Annotated in this window: 17 protein-coding genes; 12 read left to right on the top strand and 5 right to left on the bottom strand. The window is 65.9% G+C overall.

The genetic code is table 11. The features are described from left to right. The first annotated feature begins 244 nt into the window (after positions 1-244). The 5 genes from ACFW0B_RS13015 to ACFW0B_RS12995 all read left to right on the top strand — a co-directional run bounded on the left by ACFW0B_RS13015 (position 245) and on the right by ACFW0B_RS12995 (position 5,876). A complete protein-coding gene (locus tag ACFW0B_RS13015) occupies positions 245-1,864 on the top strand; it encodes an acyl-CoA synthetase (protein WP_449148733.1) in 1,620 nt (539 codons plus the stop codon). A 17-nt stretch (positions 1,865-1,881) separates the two neighbouring features. Further along, entirely contained in the window at positions 1,882-2,649 is a 768-nt protein-coding gene (locus ACFW0B_RS13010; protein WP_449148731.1) for a 3-hydroxyacyl-CoA dehydrogenase, read from the top strand. Between the two features lie 10 nt (positions 2,650-2,659). Beyond that, on the top strand, positions 2,660-3,847 hold the full coding sequence (locus tag ACFW0B_RS13005; protein WP_449148729.1) for an acetyl-CoA C-acyltransferase: 1,188 nt from the start codon (positions 2,660-2,662) through the stop codon (positions 3,845-3,847). Positions 3,848-3,857: 10 nt separating this feature from the next. Beyond that, positions 3,858-4,985: an acyl-CoA dehydrogenase family protein gene (locus ACFW0B_RS13000; RefSeq protein ID WP_449148727.1), complete on the top strand. Its 1,128-nt coding sequence runs from the start codon at positions 3,858-3,860 to the stop codon at positions 4,983-4,985. Positions 4,986-5,102: 117 nt separating this feature from the next. Beyond that, positions 5,103-5,876, top strand: a complete 774-nt coding sequence (locus ACFW0B_RS12995) for an enoyl-CoA hydratase-related protein (protein WP_449148725.1) — start codon at positions 5,103-5,105, stop codon at positions 5,874-5,876. A gap of 139 nt (positions 5,877-6,015) precedes the next feature. Here the strand turns inward: ACFW0B_RS12995 and ACFW0B_RS12990 are convergent, their stop codons facing one another. Next, positions 6,016-6,939, bottom strand: a complete 924-nt coding sequence (locus tag ACFW0B_RS12990) for a LysR family transcriptional regulator (protein WP_449148723.1) — start codon at positions 6,937-6,939, stop codon at positions 6,016-6,018. A gap of 149 nt (positions 6,940-7,088) precedes the next feature. On the opposite strand from ACFW0B_RS12990, the gene ACFW0B_RS12985 reads away from it, so the two are divergent. After that, the gene (locus ACFW0B_RS12985; protein ID WP_449148721.1) at positions 7,089-8,318 is read left to right on the top strand and encodes an acyl-CoA dehydrogenase; all 1,230 of its coding nucleotides are present in this window, start codon (positions 7,089-7,091) and stop codon (positions 8,316-8,318) included. Positions 8,319-8,726: 408 nt separating this feature from the next. Here ACFW0B_RS12985 and ACFW0B_RS12980 read toward each other — a convergent pair whose 3' ends face one another. Next, entirely contained in the window at positions 8,727-9,473 is a 747-nt protein-coding gene (locus tag ACFW0B_RS12980) for an amidohydrolase (protein ID WP_449148719.1), read from the bottom strand. Positions 9,474-9,575: 102 nt separating this feature from the next. Between ACFW0B_RS12980 and ACFW0B_RS12975 the strand changes: the two genes are divergently transcribed. Continuing rightward, on the top strand, positions 9,576-10,220 hold the full coding sequence (locus tag ACFW0B_RS12975; protein WP_449148717.1) for a Crp/Fnr family transcriptional regulator: 645 nt from the start codon (positions 9,576-9,578) through the stop codon (positions 10,218-10,220). A 133-nt stretch (positions 10,221-10,353) separates the two neighbouring features. Here the strand turns inward: ACFW0B_RS12975 and ACFW0B_RS12970 are convergent, their stop codons facing one another. Beyond that, positions 10,354-10,530, bottom strand: a complete 177-nt coding sequence (locus tag ACFW0B_RS12970; RefSeq protein WP_190827933.1) for a hypothetical protein — start codon at positions 10,528-10,530, stop codon at positions 10,354-10,356. Then, positions 10,523-11,533, bottom strand: a complete 1,011-nt coding sequence (locus ACFW0B_RS12965) for a TerC family protein (protein WP_449148715.1) — start codon at positions 11,531-11,533, stop codon at positions 10,523-10,525. Before ACFW0B_RS12965 ends, ACFW0B_RS12970 begins: the two co-directional genes overlap by 8 nt. A gap of 421 nt (positions 11,534-11,954) precedes the next feature. Between ACFW0B_RS12965 and ACFW0B_RS12960 the strand changes: the two genes are divergently transcribed. Next, positions 11,955-12,284: a YegP family protein gene (locus ACFW0B_RS12960; RefSeq protein WP_449148713.1), complete on the top strand. Its 330-nt coding sequence runs from the start codon at positions 11,955-11,957 to the stop codon at positions 12,282-12,284. A gap of 76 nt (positions 12,285-12,360) precedes the next feature. Here the strand turns inward: ACFW0B_RS12960 and xthA are convergent, their stop codons facing one another. Then, positions 12,361-13,173 carry an exodeoxyribonuclease III gene (xthA, locus tag ACFW0B_RS12955; RefSeq protein ID WP_449148711.1) on the bottom strand — a complete coding sequence of 271 codons (813 nt, stop codon included), beginning with the start codon at positions 13,171-13,173 and terminating at the stop codon, positions 12,361-12,363. Positions 13,174-13,305: 132 nt separating this feature from the next. Between xthA and ACFW0B_RS12950 the strand changes: the two genes are divergently transcribed. From ACFW0B_RS12950 to ACFW0B_RS12935, 4 genes are all read left to right on the top strand, one after another. Continuing rightward, a complete protein-coding gene (locus tag ACFW0B_RS12950) occupies positions 13,306-13,959 on the top strand; it encodes a GNAT family N-acetyltransferase (protein WP_449148709.1) in 654 nt (217 codons plus the stop codon). A 48-nt stretch (positions 13,960-14,007) separates the two neighbouring features. Further along, on the top strand, positions 14,008-15,738 hold the full coding sequence (locus tag ACFW0B_RS12945; protein WP_449148707.1) for an autotransporter assembly complex protein TamA: 1,731 nt from the start codon (positions 14,008-14,010) through the stop codon (positions 15,736-15,738). After that, a complete protein-coding gene (locus tag ACFW0B_RS12940) occupies positions 15,735-19,382 on the top strand; it encodes a translocation/assembly module TamB domain-containing protein (protein ID WP_449148705.1) in 3,648 nt (1,215 codons plus the stop codon). The genes ACFW0B_RS12945 and ACFW0B_RS12940 overlap by 4 nt, the downstream gene beginning before the upstream one ends. A 299-nt stretch (positions 19,383-19,681) precedes the next feature. Beyond that, entirely contained in the window at positions 19,682-20,134 is a 453-nt protein-coding gene (locus tag ACFW0B_RS12935) for a hypothetical protein (protein WP_449148703.1), read from the top strand. Positions 20,135-20,210: the final 76 nt, after the last annotated feature.

The following is a 20,210-nucleotide window of genomic DNA, read 5'->3' as shown; positions in this document are numbered from 1 at the left end:
GGATCAGTTCCGCGCCTGACGCCCCTCTTCCGATTGCGGCCCGCCCCGGCCCCTCTCCCGCACGCGGGAGAGGGGCCGCTTTATTTGTGGGGGCGATTTCAATCGCTAGGCAGGACGCAGTCCTGCCTTCCCAACCCCCCTGTCAAATCCGCTCATCCAGGTTGATACCTTTCGACATTGCCGCCACCGTCCCCCGGCGCGACCATCCCGGTATTCCAACAAAAACAACCTGGGAGCCCTCCCGATGCGCGACTACTTCACCGCTGCCCGCGAGTTCGATTACGCCACCGCCGTTTCCACCACCCTGGCCGGCGGGCTCGATGCCCTCAATGCCTGTGTCGAATGCTGTGACCGCCATGCCGAGCCGGGACGGGTCGCGCTGGTCTGGGAGGGCCGCAACGGTGAGCGCGCCACCTGGACCTTCACCCAGCTCAAGGCCGCTTCCGCGCGCTTTGCCAACCTCCTGCAGGCCCGTGGCGTAAAGCCCGGCGATTGTGTCTCGGGCATGCTTTCCCGCACCCCGGAGCTGCTGATCACCATCCTCGGCACCTGGCGAGCCGGTGCCGTCTACCAGCCGCTATTCACCGCCTTCGGGCCCAAGGCCATCGAGCACCGGGTGCACAGCGCCGGCTCGAAGCTGGTGGTGACCGACCTTACCAACCGCAGCAAGCTGGACGAAGTGAAAGACGTGCCGCCGGTGCTGACAGTGGGCGATGACTTCCAGGCCGAACTGGAGCGCCAGCCGGATCACTTCGAGCCGGTGCTGCGCAAGGGCTCCGATCCCTTCCTGCTGATGTTCACCTCCGGCACCACGGGCCTCGCCAAGCCGCTGGCGGTGCCGCTGAAGGCCATTGTCGCCTTCGTCAGCTACATGCGTGATGCGGTGGATCTGCGCCCGGACGACAAGTTCTGGAACCTGGCCGATCCGGGCTGGGCCTACGGCCTGTACTACGCCGTGACCGGTCCGCTCGCCATGGGCCACACCACGACCTTCTACGAAGGCGCGTTCACCGTGGAGAGCACCTGCCGGATCATCCGCGAATACGGCATCACCAACCTGGCCGGCTCGCCCACCGCCTACCGCCTGCTGCTGGCCGCCCGTGACGAGGTGGAAGCCGCCATCAAGGGCAATCTGCGCGCTGTCAGCAGTGCCGGCGAGCCCCTGACTCCGGAGGTCATCCGCTGGTTCGCCGAGGGCCTGGGCTGCACCATCCACGACCACTACGGGCAGACCGAACTGGGCATGGTGCTGTGCAACCACCATGCGTTGGAACACCCGGTGCGCGTGGGCGCCGCCGGCTTCGCCATGCCCGGCCACCGCGTGGTGGTCCTGGACGAACAGCACCGCGAACTGCCCGCCGGCCAGCCCGGCATCCTAGCCCTGGACATGCCGCGCTCTCCGCTGTTCTGGTTCCCCGGCTATCAGGGGATGGCCACCAAGGCTTTCGTCGGTGACTACTATCTGAGTGGTGACACCGTGGAGCTGAACGAGGACGGCAGCATCAGCTTCGTCGGTCGCGCCGACGACGTGATCACCACCTCCGGCTACCGCGTCGGCCCCTTCGACGTGGAGAGCGCGCTGATCGAGCATCCGGCAGTGATCGAGGCCGCGGTGATCGGCAAGCCTGACCCGGAGCGTACCGAACTGGTCAAGGCCTTCGTCGTGCTGCACGCCGGCTACAGCGCCGATGCCGAACTGGCCGAAGCCCTGCAGCAGTACGTGCGCAAGCGCCTTTCCGCCCATTCCTATCCGCGCGAAATCGAGTTCGTCGCGGAATTGCCCAAGACCCCGAGCGGCAAGATCCAGCGTTTCCTCCTGCGCAACCAGGAGATCGCCAAGGCCCAGGCGGCCGCCGCTCACTGATCCGAAGGAGTAGAACCGTGCGTATCGAGAATTCCGTTTTCCTGGTCACCGGCGGCAGTTCCGGCCTCGGCCTGGCCACCGCCCGCGAACTGGTCGGGCAGGGCGGCAAGGTGGTGCTGGTGGACATCAACGCCGAGGCCGGCGCCGCCCGTGCCGAGGAACTGGGCGCCAACGCCCGCTTCGTGAAAGCCGACATCACCCGCGAAGAGGACGCCCGCGCCGCCGTGGCCGTCGCCCGGGAAGCCTTCGGCGGCCTGCACGGGCTGATCAACTGCGCCGGCATCGCGCCGGCGGAAAAGGTGGTGGGCCGCAACGGCGCCCATGGCCTGGACAGCTTCCGCCGGGTGATCGAAGTGAACCTGATCGGCAGCTTCAACATGCTGCGCCTGGCCGCCGAGGCCATGGCCCAGGGCGAGCCGAACGCCGAGGGCGAGCGCGGCGTGATCATCAACACCGCCTCGGTGGCCGCCTTCGACGGTCAGATGGGGCAGGCCGCCTATTCGGCCTCCAAGGGTGGCGTGGCCGCCATGACCCTGCCGGTGGCGCGGGACCTGGCACGCTCCGGCATCCGCGTGATGTGCATCGCTCCCGGCATCTTCGAAACCCCGATGATGGCCGGCATGCCCCAGGAGGTGCAGGACTCCCTGGCCGCCAACGTCCCGTTCCCGCCACGCCTGGGCCGTCCGGCGGAATACGCCGCGCTGGCCCGCCACATCATCGAGAACAGCATGCTCAACGGCGAGACCATCCGTCTGGATGGCGCGCTGCGCATGGCCGCCAAGTAAGGAGGACGCCATGAACAAGGATTCCATCGTCATCGTCAGCGCCGCCCGTACCGCCATGGGCGGCTTCCTCGGCGACTTCAGGGACATGACCGCCGCGCAACTGGGCGCCGCCGCCAACCGTGCCGTGCTGGAGCGCGCCGGCATTGCGGGCGACGCCGTGGACGAAGTCATCATGGGCTGCGTGCTGCAGGCCGGACAGGGCCAGGCCCCGGCGCGCCAGTCCGCACTCGGCGCGGGCCTGCCCCAGGGCGTGGTCTGCTCCACCGTGAACAAGATGTGCGGCTCGGGCATGAAGAGCGTGATGCTCGCCCATGACCTGCTGCGTGCCGGCAGCGCCGACGTGGTGCTGGCCGGGGGCATGGAAAGCATGTCCAACGCGCCCTACCTGCTGGAGCGCGCCCGTTCCGGCTACCGCATGGGCCACGGCAAGGTGCTCGACCACATGTTCCTCGACGGCCTGGAAGACGCCTACGACAAGGGCCGTCTGATGGGCACCTTCGCCGAGGATTGCGCCCAGGCCTACGGCTTCACCCGCGAGCAGCAGGATGCCTTCGCCATCGCCTCCCTGACCCGCGCCCAGAAGGCCATGGCCGATGGCCGCTTCGCCGCCGAGATCGTCCCGGTGGAGGCCAAATCCGGCCGCGAGCTGGTGACCATCAGCCAGGACGAGCAGCCACCGAAGGCACGCCTGGACAAGATCCCCACCCTCAAGCCGGCCTTCCGCGAGGGTGGCACCGTCACCGCGGCCAACTCCAGTTCCATTTCCGATGGCGCTGCGTCCCTGCTGCTGATGCGCCTGGAAGAAGCGGAAAAGCGCGGCCTGACGCCGCTGGCCCAGGTCTCCGGCCATGCGTCCTTCGCCCAGGCGCCGAACCTCTTCACCACCGCGCCCGTGGGTTCCATCCAGCGCCTGCTGGCCCGCACCGGGTGGAGCCTGGATCAGGTGGACCTGTTCGAGATCAACGAAGCCTTCGCCGTGGTGCCCATGGTGGCCATGCGCGACCTGGACATTTCCCACGACAAGCTCAATGTCCACGGCGGCGCCTGTGCCCTGGGCCACCCCATCGGAGCTTCCGGTGCCCGTGTGCTGGTGACCCTGATCAACGCGCTCCGGCAGTACGACCTCAAGCGCGGCGTGGCGTCGGTGTGCATCGGTGGCGGCGAAGCCACTGCCGTCGCCATCGAACTCATCAAGTGAGGGCAGGGCGATGATCCCGAACGAAGACGAAATCCAGATCCGCGACATGGCGCGGCAGTTCGCCCAGGAGCGGCTGAAGCCTTTCGCCGCCGACTGGGACCGCGAGCATCGCTTCCCCGCCGAGGCCATCCGTGAGATGGCGCAGCTGGGCTTCCTCGGCATGCTGGTGCCGGAAGAGTGGGGCGGCGCGGCCACCGGCCACCTGGCCTATGCCATGGCGCTGGAAGAGATCGCCGCCGGCGACGGCGCCTGCTCCACCATCATGAGCGTGCACAACTCGGTGGGCTGCATGCCCATCCTCAAGTACGGCAGCCAGGAGCAGAAGGAGCGCTTCCTGCGTCCCCTGGCCAGCGGCGAGATGATCGGCGCCTTCGCCCTCACCGAGCCCCAGGCCGGGTCGGATGCCAGCGACCTGCGCACCCGCGCCCGCCGCGACGGTGACCACTACGTGCTGAACGGCGCCAAGCAGTTCATCACCTCCGGCAGCCATGCTGGAATGGTGATCGTCTTCGCGGTCACCGACCCGCAGGCCGGCAAGAAGGGCATCAGCGCCTTCATCGTGCCCACCGACACCCCCGGATTCCAGGTGGTGCGGGTGGAGGAAAAGCTCGGCCAGCATGCGTCCGATACCTGCCAGATCCAGTTCGACGACGTGCGCATCCCGGCGTCCCTGCGCCTGGGCGAGGAGGGGGAGGGCTACCGCATCGCCCTGTCCAACCTGGAAGGCGGGCGCATCGGCATCGCCGCGCAGTCCGTGGGCATGGCGCGCGCGGCCTTCGAGGCGGCGCGCGACTACGCCCACGAGCGCAAGACCTTCGGCAAGCCAATCATCGAGCACCAGGCGGTGGCCTTCCGCCTGGCTGATATGGCGACCCAGATCGCCGTGGCGCGGCAGATGGTCCATCACGCCGCCAGCCTGCGGGAAGCCGGCATGCCCTGTCTGACCGAGGCCTCCATGGCCAAGCTGTTCGCCTCGGAAATGGCCGAGAAGGTCTGCTCGGCGGCCATCCAGACTCTGGGCGGCTACGGCTACCTCAAGGACTTCCCGGTGGAACGCATCTACCGCGACGTGCGCGTGTGCCAGATCTACGAAGGCACCTCGGATGTGCAGCGCATGGTGATCGCGCGCAGCCTCTGACCCTCTGGGGCTGCCTGGCAGCCATTTCGCGATTGAATTCGCCCCCACAAGGGCTGTGCCGACCCACTGTGGGGGCGATTTCAATCGCTATGCACCATCCCTCATGAAGGAATTCCCATGACCTACCAGACCCTGCTGGTGGAACAGGCTGGCGCTGTCGGCCTGGTCACCCTCAATCGCCCCGAAGCCCTGAACGCCATCAACACCCAGCTCATCGACGAGCTGAACCAGGTGCTCGACGGCTTCGAGCGCGACCCGGCCATCGGCTGCGTGCTGATCACCGGTTCAGTCCGGGCCTTTGCCGCCGGCGCCGATGTGAAGGAAATGGCCAGCCTGTGCTTCCCCGGCACCTACCTGGAGGATTTCCTCGGCCGCTGGGACCGCGTGGCGCAACGGCGCAAGCCGATCATCGCCGCCGTGGCCGGCCACGCCCTGGGCGGGGGTTTCGAGCTGGCGCTGATGTGCGACTTCATCATCGCCGCCGACACCGCCCGCTTCGGCCTGCCGGAAGTGAAGCTGGGGGTGATTCCCGGGGCGGGCGGCGTGCAGCGCCTGACGCGCCTGGTAGGCCGCGCCAAGGCCATGGAAATGCTCCTCAGCGGACGCAGCATGGATGCCATCGAAGCCGAACGCTGCGGCGTGGTGGCGCGGGTGGTGCCGGCCGCCGAATTGCTGGAGGAAGCCATGGATAGCTCCAGCCGCATCGCCGCGCAATCGCGCACGGCGGTGATGATGCTCAAGGAGTGTGTGAACCGGGTGGATGAAGGCTCGCTGGGCGAGGGGTTGCGCTTCGAGCGGCGCATGTTCCAGGCGGTGTTTGCCACGCCGGACCAGAAGGAAGGCATGGGCGCCTTTATCGAGAAGAGGAAGCCGGTGTTCGGCAAGGGCTGAACGGTTGGCGGTCCTTTTTCTTGTGGGGGCAATTTCAATCGCTAGGCAGGACGCAGTCCCGCCCTGACGAGGGGCAGCTGCGCTGCCCATAGCGAATGAATTCGCCCCCACAGGTTCCCAAATCCCGCGGTGGCGGCGATCACACCCGCTCCTTCTGCTCCTGCGCCGTCACCTGCTGGCAGATTTCGATGATCTGTTCGCGCATCCAGCGGTTGGCCGGGTCCTGGTCGGTGCTTTCGTGCCAGTAGAGGTGGGTTTCCAGGGCGGGCACGTCGTGCACCGGCAGTTCCACGTAGTGCAGGTCATGGCGGCGGGCGAAACGTTCGGGAACGGTGATGGCCAGATCGGTGCCGTGCAATACGGTGGAGGCCATCAGGTAGTGCTGCGAGCGCAGGATCACCTTGCGCTGGATACCCATCTTGCCCAGCGACAGGTCCACGTAGCCGAGGCCGCTGCGGCGGCTGGAAATCTGGATGTGCGACAGCGACAGGTACTCCTCCAGGGTGATCTTGTCCTTGGCCAGCGGGTGGCCTCGGCGCATCGCGCAGACGTAGCGGTCTTCCATCAGCTTGACGTGGCGCACCTGCGGGTCGGTGTTGAGCGGGGCGTCCACGGCGAAGTCCAGGCGGCCGGCGGCCAGTTCCTTGGTGGTTTCGCGGCGCTTGGCCAGGAAGCTCTCGATCTGCACGGTCGGCGCCAGGCGGCGCAGGCGCTGGAACAGCGGCGGCAGGATCACCGTTTCGGTGAGGTCGGTCATGCTGATGCGGTAGGTCTTGTTGGCCTGCGCCGGGTTGAAGGTGCGGCTTTCTTGTACCGAAACCCGCAGCAGCTGCAGGGCGTTGCGCACCGGTCCGATGATGTTCTGCGCCATGGGCGTAGGCACCATGCCCTGGGCAGTACGGACGAAGAGGGGGTCGTTGAAGGTTTCCCGCAGGCGGGCGAGGGCGTTGGAAACGGCGGGTTGGGTGATGCCGACGATCTGGCCGGCACGGGTCAGGTTGGCCTCGGTATAGATAGCGTCGAAGACGATGAAGAGGTTGAGGTCTACCTTGTTCAGATTCATGCCGGGCGTGCTCCTCGGAGTTGTTCTTATCAGCGGATCATATATCGGTGATGAATGTTCATACATGATGAAAATAGGCTGGGGAAATCTTACGCCCTGTTCTAGCATCCTTACCAGACCTCACCTGACAGCCCAGAAGGTAACCCCGCATGGATTTCGCCTACTCCCCGAAGGTCCAGGAACTGCGTGAACGTGTCACCGCATTCATGGACGCCTATGTCTACCCGGCCGAGCCGGTATTCGAGCAACAGGTCGCCCAGGGCGACCGCTGGCAGCCCACCGCGATCATGGAAGAGTTGAAAGCCAAGGCGAAGTCGGAAGGGCTATGGAACCTGTTCCTGCCGGAATCCGAATACGGCGCCGGCCTGACCAACATGGAATACGCACCGCTGGCCGAGATCATGGGGCGTTCCCTGCTGGGACCGGAGCCGTTCAACTGCTCCGCGCCGGATACCGGCAACATGGAAGTGCTGGTGCGCTACGGCAACGAAGAACAGAAGCGCCGGTGGCTGGAACCGCTGCTGCGTGGCGAGATCCGTTCGGCCTTCGCCATGACCGAGCCGGGCGTGGCGTCTTCCGATGCCACCAACATGGAAGCCCGCGCCGTGCGCGAGGGTGACGAGTGGGTCATCAACGGCCGCAAATGGTGGACCTCCGGTGCCTGCGACCCGCGCTGCAAGGTGATGATCTTCATGGGCCTGTCCAACCCGGACGCACCGCGCCACCAGCAGCACTCGATGATCCTGGTGCCCACTGACGCTCCCGGCGTGAAGATCCTCCGCCCGCTGCCGGTATTCGGTTACGACGACGCCCCCCATGGCCACGCTGAAGTGCTGTTCGAGAACGTGCGCGTGCCCTACGAGAACGTGCTGCTGGGCGAGGGCCGTGGCTTCGAGATCGCCCAGGGCCGCCTCGGCCCGGGCCGCATCCACCACTGCATGCGCTCCATCGGCATGGCCGAGCGCGCCCTGGAGCTGATGTGCAAGCGCGCCGTCAGCCGCACCGCCTTCGGCAAGCCCCTGGCGCGGCTGGGCGGCAACGTCGACAAAATCGCCGACTCGCGCATGGAGATCGACATGGCGCGCCTGCTGACCCTGAAGGCGGCCTACATGATGGACACCGTGGGCAACAAGGTGGCCAGGAGCGAAATCGCCCAGATCAAGGTGGTGGCGCCCAACGTCGCCCTGCGGGTGATCGACCGCGCCATCCAGATCCACGGCGGGGCCGGCGTCTCCAACGATTTCCCGCTGGCCTACATGTACGCCATGCAGCGCACCCTGCGCCTGGCCGACGGCCCGGACGAAGTGCACCGCGCGGCCATCGGCAAGTACGAGATCGGCAAGTACGTACCGAAGGAAATGCTGCGCAGCGGTCAGTGATCGCCCCCGCAGACGCGAAAGGGGTTGGCTTGCGCCAACCCCCGAGCATTCGCCTATAACCGGTGACGTCGCCGTGAAAGGCGCGAATCCGGTGCCTGGTTTTTCTCGAGATAGGCCAGCGCCATCATCGCCAGGCTTCTCATTCCCACCGGGAAGCTCGACTCGTCGAGGTCGAAGGTAGGTGAGTGGGGCGGCCCCACCGGCCTGTCTTCGGGTTTTACCCCAAGGATGAAAAATACCCCTGGCGCTACTTGCTGGTATTCCGAGAAGTCCTCTGCGTACCTGCATAATCTTCCCGTTCGCCGCCTCCTTGAGTGCCGGAAGCATGGCTTCGGTCAGCGTCTCGTCGTTGCTCGTCACTCCATAGGAGGAGGGGCCGAAACTGACCTCCGCCTCGGCGCCATGGGCCTACTTGCCTTCGACGGTAATGCGCACCGTGTCGGCGCTGGCCAGGATCGGCCCGCTGCGCCAGCCGATCACACCACTGGGAATGACCGGGGCGACGTGCAGGCCGAAAACGGCATCCACCTTTGGATTCTCCATGACGCCGTCAGTGACCATCGCCTGGGCCCCACGCTGGGCATCGGCGCTGGAAGGCATCTCGGAAAATCCTTCCTCGGCGGGCTGGAAGATGAACTTGATGGTGCCCGGAATCTGCGCCTTCATGCCTGCCAGCACTTCGGCTACACCCATCAGGATTGCGGTATGGGCATCGTGACCGCAGGCATGCATCACCGGACTGTCCTTGCCCATGTGTTTGGCGATCACCTTGGACGCGAAGGGCAGGCCGGTCGCTTCCTGCACCGGAAGCGCGTCCATGTCGGCGCGCAGCGCGACGACCTTGCCGGGCAAGCCGCCCTCGAGAAGCCCCACCACGCCATGGCCTCCGACACCCGTGGTGACGTTCATGCCCAGCTTGCGCAGATGATCCGCCACCAGCTTGGAGGTGCGAACTTCCTGGCCGGAAAGTTCCGGGTTCTGGTGTATGTCACGTCGCCACGCCACGACCTTGGACTCCACCCGGGCTATACCCTGATCCAACTGTTGCGCGGTGTCCGGACTCACTGTTTGCTCGGCGAAGCTCGAGCCTGCATTGGCCAGCACCGCAGCCAGCAGGCCGAGCCTGATTGCGGTGTGACGGGAAGCTGTTGGCATAGCCTTGTCTCCATGGGGCTTTCGCAGATGCATTGCCGGTTGTCCTGACGCTCAGGACGGAGGCAAGCTACTGCGAGCCAAACGGACCAGGCATTCAACTAGATGAAGAACAAGAACGAAGCATTCCTGGATGACGTAGGGCGTTTTCGCGATGCGATGATGACGCGCTACCTGTTCAGCGAAGCGATCTACAACCACATGCTCGACATCCTGTCGGCGTTGGCGCGGCCGGTCACTTTCCGCAGGGGCGCGCTTCTCCAGCATCAGGGGGTGCCCGCACAGTCGTGCTACTGGATCATGAGCGGTGTGGCGAGGACGGCTTTCATCACCGAAGGCGGCGCGGAGGTCACCCTGAGGTTTGCCGCGGAAGGCGAGATGGCCGGCGCTCATGAGGATGTACTCGCCGCAAAGGTCGGATTGCCGGCAAGATCCTTCGTCGTTGCCGAGCAGCCCGTCGAAGCCTACGAGTTCAATTGCCCTGAGCTGGGTCGGCTGATGGCGGAGGGACGGTTGTCGTTCGAGGTGTCGGCGCGTTTCCTCGAATACAACCTCAAGAAGCAGGCCAGGCGTACCTACGTGGTGGGGTCCGTATCCGCGCGTGAACGGCTGGCGGCATTCCGGGAAGAGTATCCGGGCCTGGAAAACAGGGTGACGCAAAAGTGCATCGCGTCTTATCTGGGCGTCACGCCGCAGTATCTATCGCAACTATCCAGACGGCGCGGGCTTGGGGATTCGCTCAAGTGCTAGCGGCACAAGACCGCTGATCCGACAAAAAAGGCCCGCATCCTGCGGGCCTTTTTCGTTTTTGCAGAGTGCGGCGCCTTGTTGTGGGAGCGATTTCAATCGCGAATGAATTCGCGCCCACCAACGCAATGGCCGCCTAGTCCTTCCCGGGCACCGGGTTGCGCGCCCTCCACCAGCCCATCCGCAGGTGCAGCTGGGCGGCGAAGGCACGGGCGGCAAGCTCTTCCTGGAAGGTCAGGGTGCGATGCCCCAGGCGTACCCGCCAGTAAGTGCGGCCGCTTTTCTCGAAAGGTTCGATGAGGACTTCATCCATGTTTCTCCAGGTCTCCCGTGCGTTGGGCCGGGCGGTCGCGGGTCTTCAGCAGCGACAGCAGCACACCACCGGCAAGTAGACCGAAGGTTACGCCAAGGGACAGCAGCGGGGGAATCTTGCCGATGAAGCCGTGGAGGAAAATCTTGCCGCCGATGAAAATCAGCACCAGCGCCAGGGCGTACTTCAGGTAGACGAAGCGGTGCATCAGCGCCGCCAGGGCGAAGTACAGGGCACGCAGGCCAAGGATGGCGAAGATGTTCGAGGTGTAGACGATGAACGGGTCCTGGGTGATGGCGAAGATCGCCGGGACGCTGTCCACCGCGAACACCAGGTCAGCCAACTCGATCAGCACCAGGGCGAGGAACAGCGGGGTGGCGTAGAGCAGGGCCCTGCTTTCGCCGGCCGGCTTCAGGCGTACGAAGAAGTGCGCGCCGTGCAGGTCGTCGGTCACGCGGATGTGGCGGCGGACGAACTTCAGCACCGGGTTGCTGGCCAGGTCCGGGTGGGCTTCCTGCTTCGAGAAGAGCATCTTCACGCCGGTGAACAGCAGGAAGGCACCGAACACGTAGAGGATCCAGTCGAACTCCTTCACCAGGGCGCTGCCCAGGCCGATCATGATGGCGCGCAGCACCACCACCCCGAGGATGCCCCAGAACAGCACGCGGTGCTGATAACGACGCGGGATGGCGAAAAAGCCGAAGATCATCGCCATGACGAAGACGTTGTCCATGGACAACGACTGTTCGACCAGGAAGCCGGTGTAGAACTCGATAGCGCTTTGCGCGCCCAGTTCGAACCACACCCAGACACCGAACAGCACGCCGACGCTGAAGTAGCCGCCATAGAGCAGCAGGCTTTCGCGCACCTCGATTTCGTGCTGGTCACGGTGCAGCACCCCGAGGTCGAAGACCAGCAGGGCGAGGACGATTGCGAGGAAGACGAGCCACAACCAGGTGGCGGTGCCGAGGAAGTCGGCGGTGAGAAATGCGTGTAGAGCTGCCATGAGCCCCTCCTTCTGTCGTTGATGAAACGTGACTCCGACATGGCGGCTGGCAAGCCGTCAGAGGGGCCCGGCGTCACAGAAGCAAGCCTAAGCGCTGGCCGGGGAAAGGAGGAACGGACCCGCTGTAACAATTCTTTGCCCGCTGCAGCGTGAGCCCGTAGCTGGGGGGGGCCAAGCGCCGGCTGCTGTCGAGCGCGAAATCGGTGCGCATGGTGTTCAGCCGCGTGACGGAGATACGACGGGATTGCTCTATTCTGCGCTTTTCCGCGGGCCTAGGAAATTTCCCTGCAGCGAAGGGCCTGCTGCCTTCATGGAACCAAGCCCCGGCCCATCACCTTCGCCTGTAGGGTGGCCGGCCTCTGCAAGCGCCCCCAACGAGGGCTTGCAGGGAATACCCCGAAACCTGAAGGAGTTTTGTGACATGAGTGGTTGGTATGAGCTGCGCAAGAACAGCAGCGGCACCTGGCGTCTGCGATTAAAAGCGGCCGATGCGCGGACCCTGCTGGACAGTGGCGTGTACCAGGACAGGGCTGCCGCGGAAGACGCCATGGCCCTGATGCGCGAGAACTGCACCCGTGAAGAGCGCTTCGTGCGGCGCATCGATTCGAGCGGCAAGAACTACTTCAAGCTCCGTGCTGCCAACCAGGAGGTGATCGTGCGCAGCCATCTCTACGATTCCGAGATCGCCCTGCGGCACGCCATCGAAACCATCATGCGGGTGGGTACGACCCAGCAGGTGAAGGAAGCCTGAGGCAGGTTGCGAATGAGAAAAGGCCCATCATCGATGGGCCTTTTTGGTGTTTGCCGGAACAGCGCCGGGCGGGGCGTCAGTCGAGTTCCAGCCAGATCGGCGCATGGTCCGACGGTTTTTCCATTCCGCGCAGTTCGTAGTCGATGCCGGCATCCTTGAGGCGCGCCTGCAGCGGCTGGCTGGCGAGGATCACGTCGATGCGCAGGCCACGCTTGGGCTCGTCCTCGAAGCCACGGCTGCGGTAGTCGAACCAGCTGAATCGGTCGTTCACCTCCGGGTTGAGCTGGCGGAAGCTGTCCACCAGGCCCCAGTTCTTCAGGCGCGCCAGCCATTCGCGCTCTTCCGGCAGGAAGCTGCATTTGCCTGTCTTCAGCCAGCGCTTGCGGTTCTCTTCGCCGATGCCGATGTCGCAATCTTCCGGCGAGATGTTGATGTCGCCCATCACCACCAGCGCCTGGCTGGGCTGGAACTGCTGCTCCAGCAGGAGCTGCAGGTCGGCGTAGAAGCGTTCCTTGGCCGGGAACTTGATCGGATGGTCGCGGTTTTCGCCCTGGGGGAAGTAGCCGTTCATCACGGTCACCGGGTTGCCCTGGGCATCGGCGAAGGTGCCGTAGATGAAGCGGCGCTGGGCGTCTTCGGCGTCACCGGGGAAGCCCTTCGACAGCGACAAGGGTTCCTGGCGGGAGAGCAGGGCGACGCCGTAGTGGCCCTTCTGCCCGTGGTAGTACACGTGGTAGCCGAGCCGGCGGATTTCGTCTTCCGGGAACTGCTCGTCGGCGACCTTGGTTTCCTGCAGGCCGATGACGTCCGGCTGGTGCTTGGCGATCAGCGCTTCGAGCTGGTGGGGACGTGCCCGCAGGCCATTGATATTGAAAGAAACGATCTTCATCGCGAGGCATCCTGGCAAAAAGGCGATGCTAGCCCATGGATGACTGGCCGGCCAGCCGCGTGGCTGGGCGGGAAAACTGGTGCTAAGTTCCCTTGTGGCCCGATAGAACCCATAACAAAAGAGGTGCCGTGAATGCCCGGTTACATCCCTACCGCACCGGTCGAGGTGCGCATGCTGGACGGCGGCTACGCTCGCGAAGCACGGTCGCTGCTGTATCACGCCTATCGTCACGAACCCACTTTCGCCTACCTGTTCGATGCTGAAAAACCCGGTTACGAGCAGCGGGTACGCGCCACGGTGCGCGAGCTGGTGCAGCAGCATTTCCTGGAGGAGCTGCCGGCCATTGGCCTGCTGATCGAAGAGCGTCTGGTGGGCATTGCCCTGATCGCGCCTCCGCAGCGCCGCCTGGACATCACCGAAAGCTGGGGCTGGCGCCTGCGCATGCTGCTCACCACTGGCTTCCGCTGCACGCGGCGTTACCTCGACTACCACGACGCGGTGCTCGCCTGCCTGCCGCCGGGGCCGTACCACGTGCTGCCGCTGCTGGGCATCCACCCGGAGTTCCAGGGGCGCCATCTCGGCGAGAAACTGCTGGAGGCCCTGCACAACTGGTGCGCCGAGGACGACAGTTCCCAGGGCGTGGTGCTGGATACCGGCAACGTGCGCTACCTGGAGTTCTACAAGCGCCAGGGTTACGAGGAAGTGGGGGAGGTGGCCCTGGGGCCGCTGGTGGAGCACGTGTTCTTCCATCCCAATCCGCGCCCGCTGATGCGTGCCTGCCTCTGACAGAGCTTTCTCACGGAAACTTCGGACTGCCGTGCTAGCATGCCGCGCATGAAATACCGCCAAGGATTGCGCGGCCCGCTGCTGCTGGGCCTGCTTTGCACGAGTAGTCTGGCGCTGGCCAAAGCCACGCTGGATGTGAAGATAGAACCCGCCAACGCGGCGCTGAAGGCCAATATCGAGGCCTACATCGGCGCCCTTGGCGATCGCGATGAAGAAGCCCTGCGACGCTTTCGGCGCTCCGCAGAGGATCAGGCGCGCCAGGCCGCGAAGGCGCTCGGCTATTACCAGGCCGAGATCGACAGCCGTATCGACGGCGGCAAGACCCCCTCACTGCACCTGCTGGTGGTTCCCGGCGAGCCGGTGCGGCTGCGCAATGTCGTGGTGCGGATCGAAGGCGAAGCCAGTGCCCACGAAGCTTTCCGCGTGCCGCAGAGCAAGGCGCTGAGCCAGGGAGCCCAGCTCAACCAGGGCGCCTACGAGGACGCCAAGAAGCTGATCCAGAACCAGGCCTTGCGTTACGGCTTCTTCGATGGCCGCTTCACGCGCCAGCGCCTGGACATCGACCCGCGCGCCGGCTTCGCCGATATCGAACTGGTCTACGACAGCGGACCGCGCTACAGCCTGGGGGCCGTGAGTTTCGAAGGCGATACCCCGTTCGACGCGGATTTGCTGGCGCGGCTGGTGCCATTCCCGGCCAATACGCCGTACGACTCCGACCAGGTCGCCAAGCTCAGCCAGAACCTGCAGGCCAGCGGCTATTTCGATGAAGTGCGGGTAGACGCCAGCCCGGCCAAGGATGGAGGCCGGGTGATACCGGTCAAGGTCAGGCTGGAGGCGGTGAAGCCGCGAACCATCGGCCTGGGCGTTGGCATCTCCACTGACGTGGGGCCGCGCGCCCGCGCCAACTGGACCCGCCACTGGATCAACCCCCAGGGCCATCGCCTGGGCGCAGAAACCGAGGTTTCCCCGGTGCGGCAGAACGTCGGCACCTGGTACGAGATTCCCCTGGACCCGCCGCTGACCGACACGCTGCGCTTCTCCTCCGGTCTGCAGCGGGAGAACCTGGTGGACGTGGATAGCCGCCGTTTCACCCTGGGCGCCCAGTGGCAGTCCAGGCTGCCCAGCGACTGGCAGAGGGTGGTGTCCCTGCGCTGGGAGCAGGAGACCTTCGACTTCGGCGATGGCAGCGATGATGGCCGCAGCAACTTCCTCATCCCCGGCATCAGCTACGGCGTGACCCGTAGCGACAACAAGCTCGACCCCAATCGCGGCTATTCGCTGCAGTTCGACGTACGTGGCGCCAAGCAAGGCATCCTCTCGGATACCGACTTCACCTACGCCAGCGCCATGGCCAAGGGGCTTTACACCCTGCCTGGCGGCCACCGCGTGCTGGGCCGGGTGCAGGCCGGCGGCATCGCCACCACCGATTTCGAATCCATTCCGCCGTCCCTGCGCTTCTTCGCCGGTGGTGACCAGAGCGTGCGCGGCTACGACTACCAGACCCTCTCGCCGGAAGACAGCCACGGTAAGAAGGTGGGTGGCCGCTACCTGCTGGTGGGCAGCGCGGAATACCAGTTTCCGATCACCGAGAAGTGGCGCCTGGCAACCTTCGTCGACCGCGGCAATGCCATGGACTCCCTGAATGCTGCGATGAAGACCGGCGCCGGCCTGGGCGTGCGCTGGGTTTCGCCGGTGGGGCCTATCCGCCTCGATCTGGCCAAGGCCCTGGATGATCCGGGCGGCTACCGCATCCACTTCTCCATGGGGCCGGAACTGTGAGGCGCGCGCTGAAAGTCGGCCTCGCAGGGCTGGCCGCCGTCCTGGCGGGGGTGGTGGCGATTCCGGCCGTCCTGCTGTTCACGGAAACCGGCGGCCGCTGGCTGCTGGAGCGGGTGCCGGGGCTGGCGGTGGAGGACTTCAACGGTGTACTGGGCGGACGCTGGAGCGCCAGGCGCCTGGTCTGGCAGCAGGATGGCAGCGCCTTGAGGGTGGAGGCGCCGCTGCTGGAGTGGTCCCCCGGTTGCCTGCTGCGTCGCACCCTGTGCATCGATGAACTGGCCAGCGACAGCATCGCGCTGGATCTGCCGGCAACTGCTGCCGATGGAGACTCCAGCCCCCTCAGCCTGCCTGAGTTGCGCCTGCCCCTGGCCCTGGAGATCGGACAGGTGCGTGTCGGGCACTTCGTGCTCGATGGCGACGACCAGTTGCAGCAACTGGAGCTGGTGGCGCGCTGGCAGGCAGAGGGGCTGCAACTGGAGCGGCTCAGCCTGCGTCGCGATGAGCTGGCGCTGGAACTGCACGGCACTCTGCGTCCCGAGGGCGACTGGCCGCTGACAGTGGCAGGCAGCCTGCAACTGCCGGCGCCCGGTGAGATGCCCTGGAAGCTGGCGCTGAAGGCCGACGGCGACCTGCAAGGCGTGCTCAAGCTGCAGGCCGACAGCAGCGGTTACCTCAATGGCCGTCTGGACGGCGAGCTGCGGCCCCTGGCAGACAACCTGCCGGCCAGCGCCACGCTGCGGGCCGACGGCTTCAAGGCCAGTGCCGACCTGCCGGAAACTCTGACCCTCACCCAGGTGGAGCTGAGCGCCAGGGGCGACCTCAAGGCGGGTTATGCGGTACAAGGCAAGGCCAGTCTGCCGGGGGAGGGTGGCGCGGTAATGCTGGACCTCGCGGGCCGCGTCGACGCCCGCGGTGCCGATATCAAGCAGCTTCTGCTCACCGGTGATCCGCAGCAGACCCTGGCGTTGCAGGGCCGCATCGACTGGCAGCAGGCGCTCGCCATCGACAGCCGCCTGCAATGGCGCGACTTCCCCTGGCAACGGCTGTTCCCCCAGGAGCCGCCGCCGCCGGTGGACATGCAGCAACTGGATGCCGAAGTGCGCTACGCCGAGTCCCGCTACGAAGGCCGCTTCGACGCCATGCTCAAGGGCCCGGCCGGTGATTTCAGCCTGGGCAGCCCGGTGGCGGGCGACCTGGCCAGCGTCACCCTGGCCGACCTGCAACTCAAGGCCGGGCAGGGCAAGGCCGAAGGCAAGATGAAGATCGATTTCGCCAACGGTGTCGGCTGGGACAGCCAACTGGCCCTGAGCGGACTGGATCCCTCCTTCTGGCTCGCCGAACTGCCGGGAACCCTCGCCGGAAAGCTGCAATCCAACGGCGCCTGGCGCGAGCAGAGGCTGGAGTTGAATGCCGACCTCGACCTCAAGGGCCAGCTGCGTGGCCAGCCCGCGTTGCTCCAGGCCAGGGCCGAGGGCGCAGGCGAGCGCTGGCTGCTCAATGCCCTGCACCTGCGCCTGGGGGACAACCGGATCGAAGGGCAGGGTCAGCTGGACCAGAAGCTCAGCGGCCATCTCGACCTGGCCCTGAACCGCCTCGGCCAGCTCTGGCCGAAACTGTTCGGCAAGGCCCAGGGGCGGCTCGACCTCGCGGGCACCCTGCAGGCGCCGCAAGGCAAGCTGGCGCTGACCGGCGAGCGCATGGGGCAGGGCGACACCCGCCTCGACCGCCTGAAACTGGATGCCCGGCTAGATGCCGCCCAGCGCGGCCGCGTGCAGGTTCAGGTGGATGGTCTGGCCGCCGGCGACAACGAATTCGGCACGCTCACCGCCGAGGGCTCTGGTGACCGCGTGCGCCAGCAGCTGGAGCTCAAGCTCAACGGGCCGCTGCTCGACCTGTTGCTGGCGCTGGACGGCAAGCTGGACGCCGGCAACTGGCGCGGACGGCTGGCGCGCGGCGAAGTCCAGGCCGGCGGCCAGGAGTGGCGTCTGGAAGCGCCGGCACGGCTGGAGCGGCTGGCCGATGGCAAGCTCAACTTCGGCGCCCATTGCTGGCGTGCCGGACAGGCGAGCCTGTGCGGCGGCGAGCAACGCCTGATGCCCGAACCGAAACTGGACTACCGCTTGCGCGACTTCCCCCTGGCCAGCCTGGCGCGCTGGCTGCCGGAAGACTTCGCCTGGCAGGGCGAACTGAATGCCGACCTCAGGCTGGACCTGCCGGCCAGCGGTCCCAATGGCCGCATCACCGTGGACGCCGGCAGCGGCGTACTGCGCCTGAAGGAAGAAGACCGCTGGCTCGACTTTCCCTACCGGCGGCTGTTGCTGGACAGCACCCTGCGCCCGCAACGCATCGACAGCCAATTGAGCTTCCAGGGGCAGGGGCTGGGTGAGCTGCAACTGGACGCGCGCATCGACCCGCGCCCGGCGAACAAGCCGCTGTCCGGGCAGTTCCGCCTGGACGGCCTGGACCTCTCGGTGCTGCGCCCCTTCGTGCCCAGGGTGGAAACCCTCGAAGGCCGCCTGCAGGGCGCCGGCAGCCTCAGCGGCACCCTGCAGGCGCCTTACGTGCTGGGCAACCTGCGCCTCACCGATGGCCGCATCGGTGGTGGCGACCTGCCGATGAGCTTCGACGCACTGGGCCTGGAAGCGCGTATCGCTGGTGAGAACCTGGAGCTGAGCGGGCAATGGCGCAGTGGCGAACAGGGGCAGGGCAGCCTGTCCGGCAAGCTGGCGTGGGCCGAGGGGCTGGATCTCGACCTGGCGCTGCGTGGATCGCGCCTGCCGCTGGTGGTGGAGCCCTACGCCAACCTGGAAGTGGAGCCGGACCTGCGCATCGGCCTGGCCGGCGAGCGCCTGGCGGTGACCGGCAAGGTGCAGGTGCCGCGCGGCCGGATCAAAGTCCGCGAGCTGCCGCCCCAGGCGGTCAAGGTCTCCCCGGATGCCCGCGTGGTGGGTGAGCAGGAAACGCAACAGCAGCCCCTGCAGGTGGCCATGAACGTCGACGTGGAAGTCGGCCAGGACCGCCTGCAGTTCTCCGGCTTCGGCCTGACCGCCGACCTCAAGGGCCACCTCAAGGTTGGCGACAACCTCACCGGCAACGGTGAACTGGTGCTGAAGAACGGCCGCTATCGCGCCTATGGCCAGCGCCTTGACCTGCGCCGCGCGCGGCTGCTGTTCGCCGGCCCGCTGGACCAGCCGTACCTGGATGTGGAAGCCGTGCGCAACGTGGGTGACGTCACTGCCGGCCTGCGCCTGAACGGCCGCGCCGACGAGCCGAGCAGCGAAGTTTTCTCCAATCCGGCGATGAGCCAGGAACAGGCGCTGTCCTACCTGATCCTCGGCCGACCGCTGAACAGCACTGAAGGCGACAACAATGCACTGGGCCGCGCGGCGCTGGCCATGGGCCTGTCCGGCAGCGCGCCGCTGACCGGCGAACTGGCCCAGCGCCTCGGCCTCAAGGACCTGCAGCTGGGCGATGACGGCGCGATGGGCCAGATCACCGACCGCCTGAGCATCCGCTACGGCCTCGGCGTGGTGGATTCCACCAGCGTCGTTGCGCTGCGCTACGAACTGACCAAGCGCCTCTACCTCGAAGCCGCAAGCGGCCTGGCCAGCTCCCTGGACCTGTTCTACAAGCGGGATTTCTGACGGGCACAGGACTGAAAGTCTGCACGGACAACCCCCTCTCCCGCTGCGGGGCGCAAAGCGGCGCTGGGGAGAGGGCGGTTGGATCTGGCCGCGATTCCCAGGGGCAGACCTGCGGTCTGCTTGGCGAATGAAATCTCCCCTACAGGTTTTGCATGCCCCCCTCCCGCCCGCAGCGTTATGGCCCTTTACATCCAGTGTTGCAGGTGATGGGCGGCCTAACTGGCATCCCCGGCAACGAGCAGGCCCCCGGCTGCCTGATATCCTCTTCTCTAACTCCACCCCAAGCAGAAGGCCCGGCCATGTCTGATTCGATATTCGATGGGGTCATTCGACGTATGGCTCAAAAGTTGGCGCAGCAGCACATTGCCCGTGCTATCGAGGCGCAGATCTACGGGGGCCTGTTCGATTATGAGGCGTGCAAGGCGGAGGTCAGGCAGAACTTCTGGGGGAGGACGACGAAGTTCGCCGTGTTCGATCAGGCTTACTACGGCGAATGGTACTGGCTGGGTAGCGATGATGCGCTGAAGGGCTGGCGACGATTCGAGCGGGTCGAAGGTTACCAGGATGGCTGGCGAGCCCAGGTGCTGTCCCTGGCCTGCAACGGCTGGGTGAATCCACGGGTCATCGAGCAGTTCGGCTGGGTCGATGAGGTAGTGGGGCAGCAGTACGTCAACTGCAAGCGGCATCTCGACAAGCTGAACTGGATGGACGCCCCCCAGGACCAGATGAACGCTGGCATGCAGGCGGAATGATCCGTACGGGAACTTCAGCGCCGGCCATCCGATAGGCCATGCCTGCTCAGGCAAGTGGCTGCGGTGCATGCAGGAG

The sequence above is a fragment of the Metapseudomonas phytobenefica genome (assembly GCF_043392685.1).
Lineage (GTDB): Bacteria > Pseudomonadota > Gammaproteobacteria > Pseudomonadales > Pseudomonadaceae > Metapseudomonas.
Note: the sequence above shows the minus strand (reverse complement) of the source record. Positions and strands in the feature narration are given on the sequence as shown.

Bases quoted from the DNA above. Each gene is read 5' to 3' on its own strand.
- ACFW0B_RS12975 (WP_449148717.1), top strand. From the start codon at position 9,576: ATGAAGAACAAGAACGAAGCATTCCTGGATGACGTAGGGCGTTTTCGC.
- ACFW0B_RS12970 (WP_190827933.1), bottom strand. From the start codon at position 10,530: ATGGATGAAGTCCTCATCGAACCTTTCGAGAAAAGCGGCCGCACTTAC.
- ACFW0B_RS12965 (WP_449148715.1), bottom strand. From the start codon at position 11,533: ATGGCAGCTCTACACGCATTTCTCACCGCCGACTTCCTCGGCACCGCC.
- ACFW0B_RS12935 (WP_449148703.1), top strand. From the start codon at position 19,682: ATGTCTGATTCGATATTCGATGGGGTCATTCGACGTATGGCTCAAAAG.
- ACFW0B_RS13015 (WP_449148733.1), top strand. From the start codon at position 245: ATGCGCGACTACTTCACCGCTGCCCGCGAGTTCGATTACGCCACCGCC.
- ACFW0B_RS12990 (WP_449148723.1), bottom strand. From the start codon at position 6,939: ATGAATCTGAACAAGGTAGACCTCAACCTCTTCATCGTCTTCGACGCT.
- ACFW0B_RS12995 (WP_449148725.1), top strand. From the start codon at position 5,103: ATGACCTACCAGACCCTGCTGGTGGAACAGGCTGGCGCTGTCGGCCTG.
- ACFW0B_RS12945 (WP_449148707.1), top strand. From the start codon at position 14,008: ATGAAATACCGCCAAGGATTGCGCGGCCCGCTGCTGCTGGGCCTGCTT.
- ACFW0B_RS12985 (WP_449148721.1), top strand. From the start codon at position 7,089: ATGGATTTCGCCTACTCCCCGAAGGTCCAGGAACTGCGTGAACGTGTC.
- ACFW0B_RS12980 (WP_449148719.1), bottom strand. From the start codon at position 9,473: ATGCCAACAGCTTCCCGTCACACCGCAATCAGGCTCGGCCTGCTGGCT.
- xthA (WP_449148711.1), bottom strand. From the start codon at position 13,173: ATGAAGATCGTTTCTTTCAATATCAATGGCCTGCGGGCACGTCCCCAC.
- ACFW0B_RS12950 (WP_449148709.1), top strand. From the start codon at position 13,306: ATGCCCGGTTACATCCCTACCGCACCGGTCGAGGTGCGCATGCTGGAC.
- ACFW0B_RS13000 (WP_449148727.1), top strand. From the start codon at position 3,858: ATGATCCCGAACGAAGACGAAATCCAGATCCGCGACATGGCGCGGCAG.
- ACFW0B_RS13005 (WP_449148729.1), top strand. From the start codon at position 2,660: ATGAACAAGGATTCCATCGTCATCGTCAGCGCCGCCCGTACCGCCATG.
- ACFW0B_RS12960 (WP_449148713.1), top strand. From the start codon at position 11,955: ATGAGTGGTTGGTATGAGCTGCGCAAGAACAGCAGCGGCACCTGGCGT.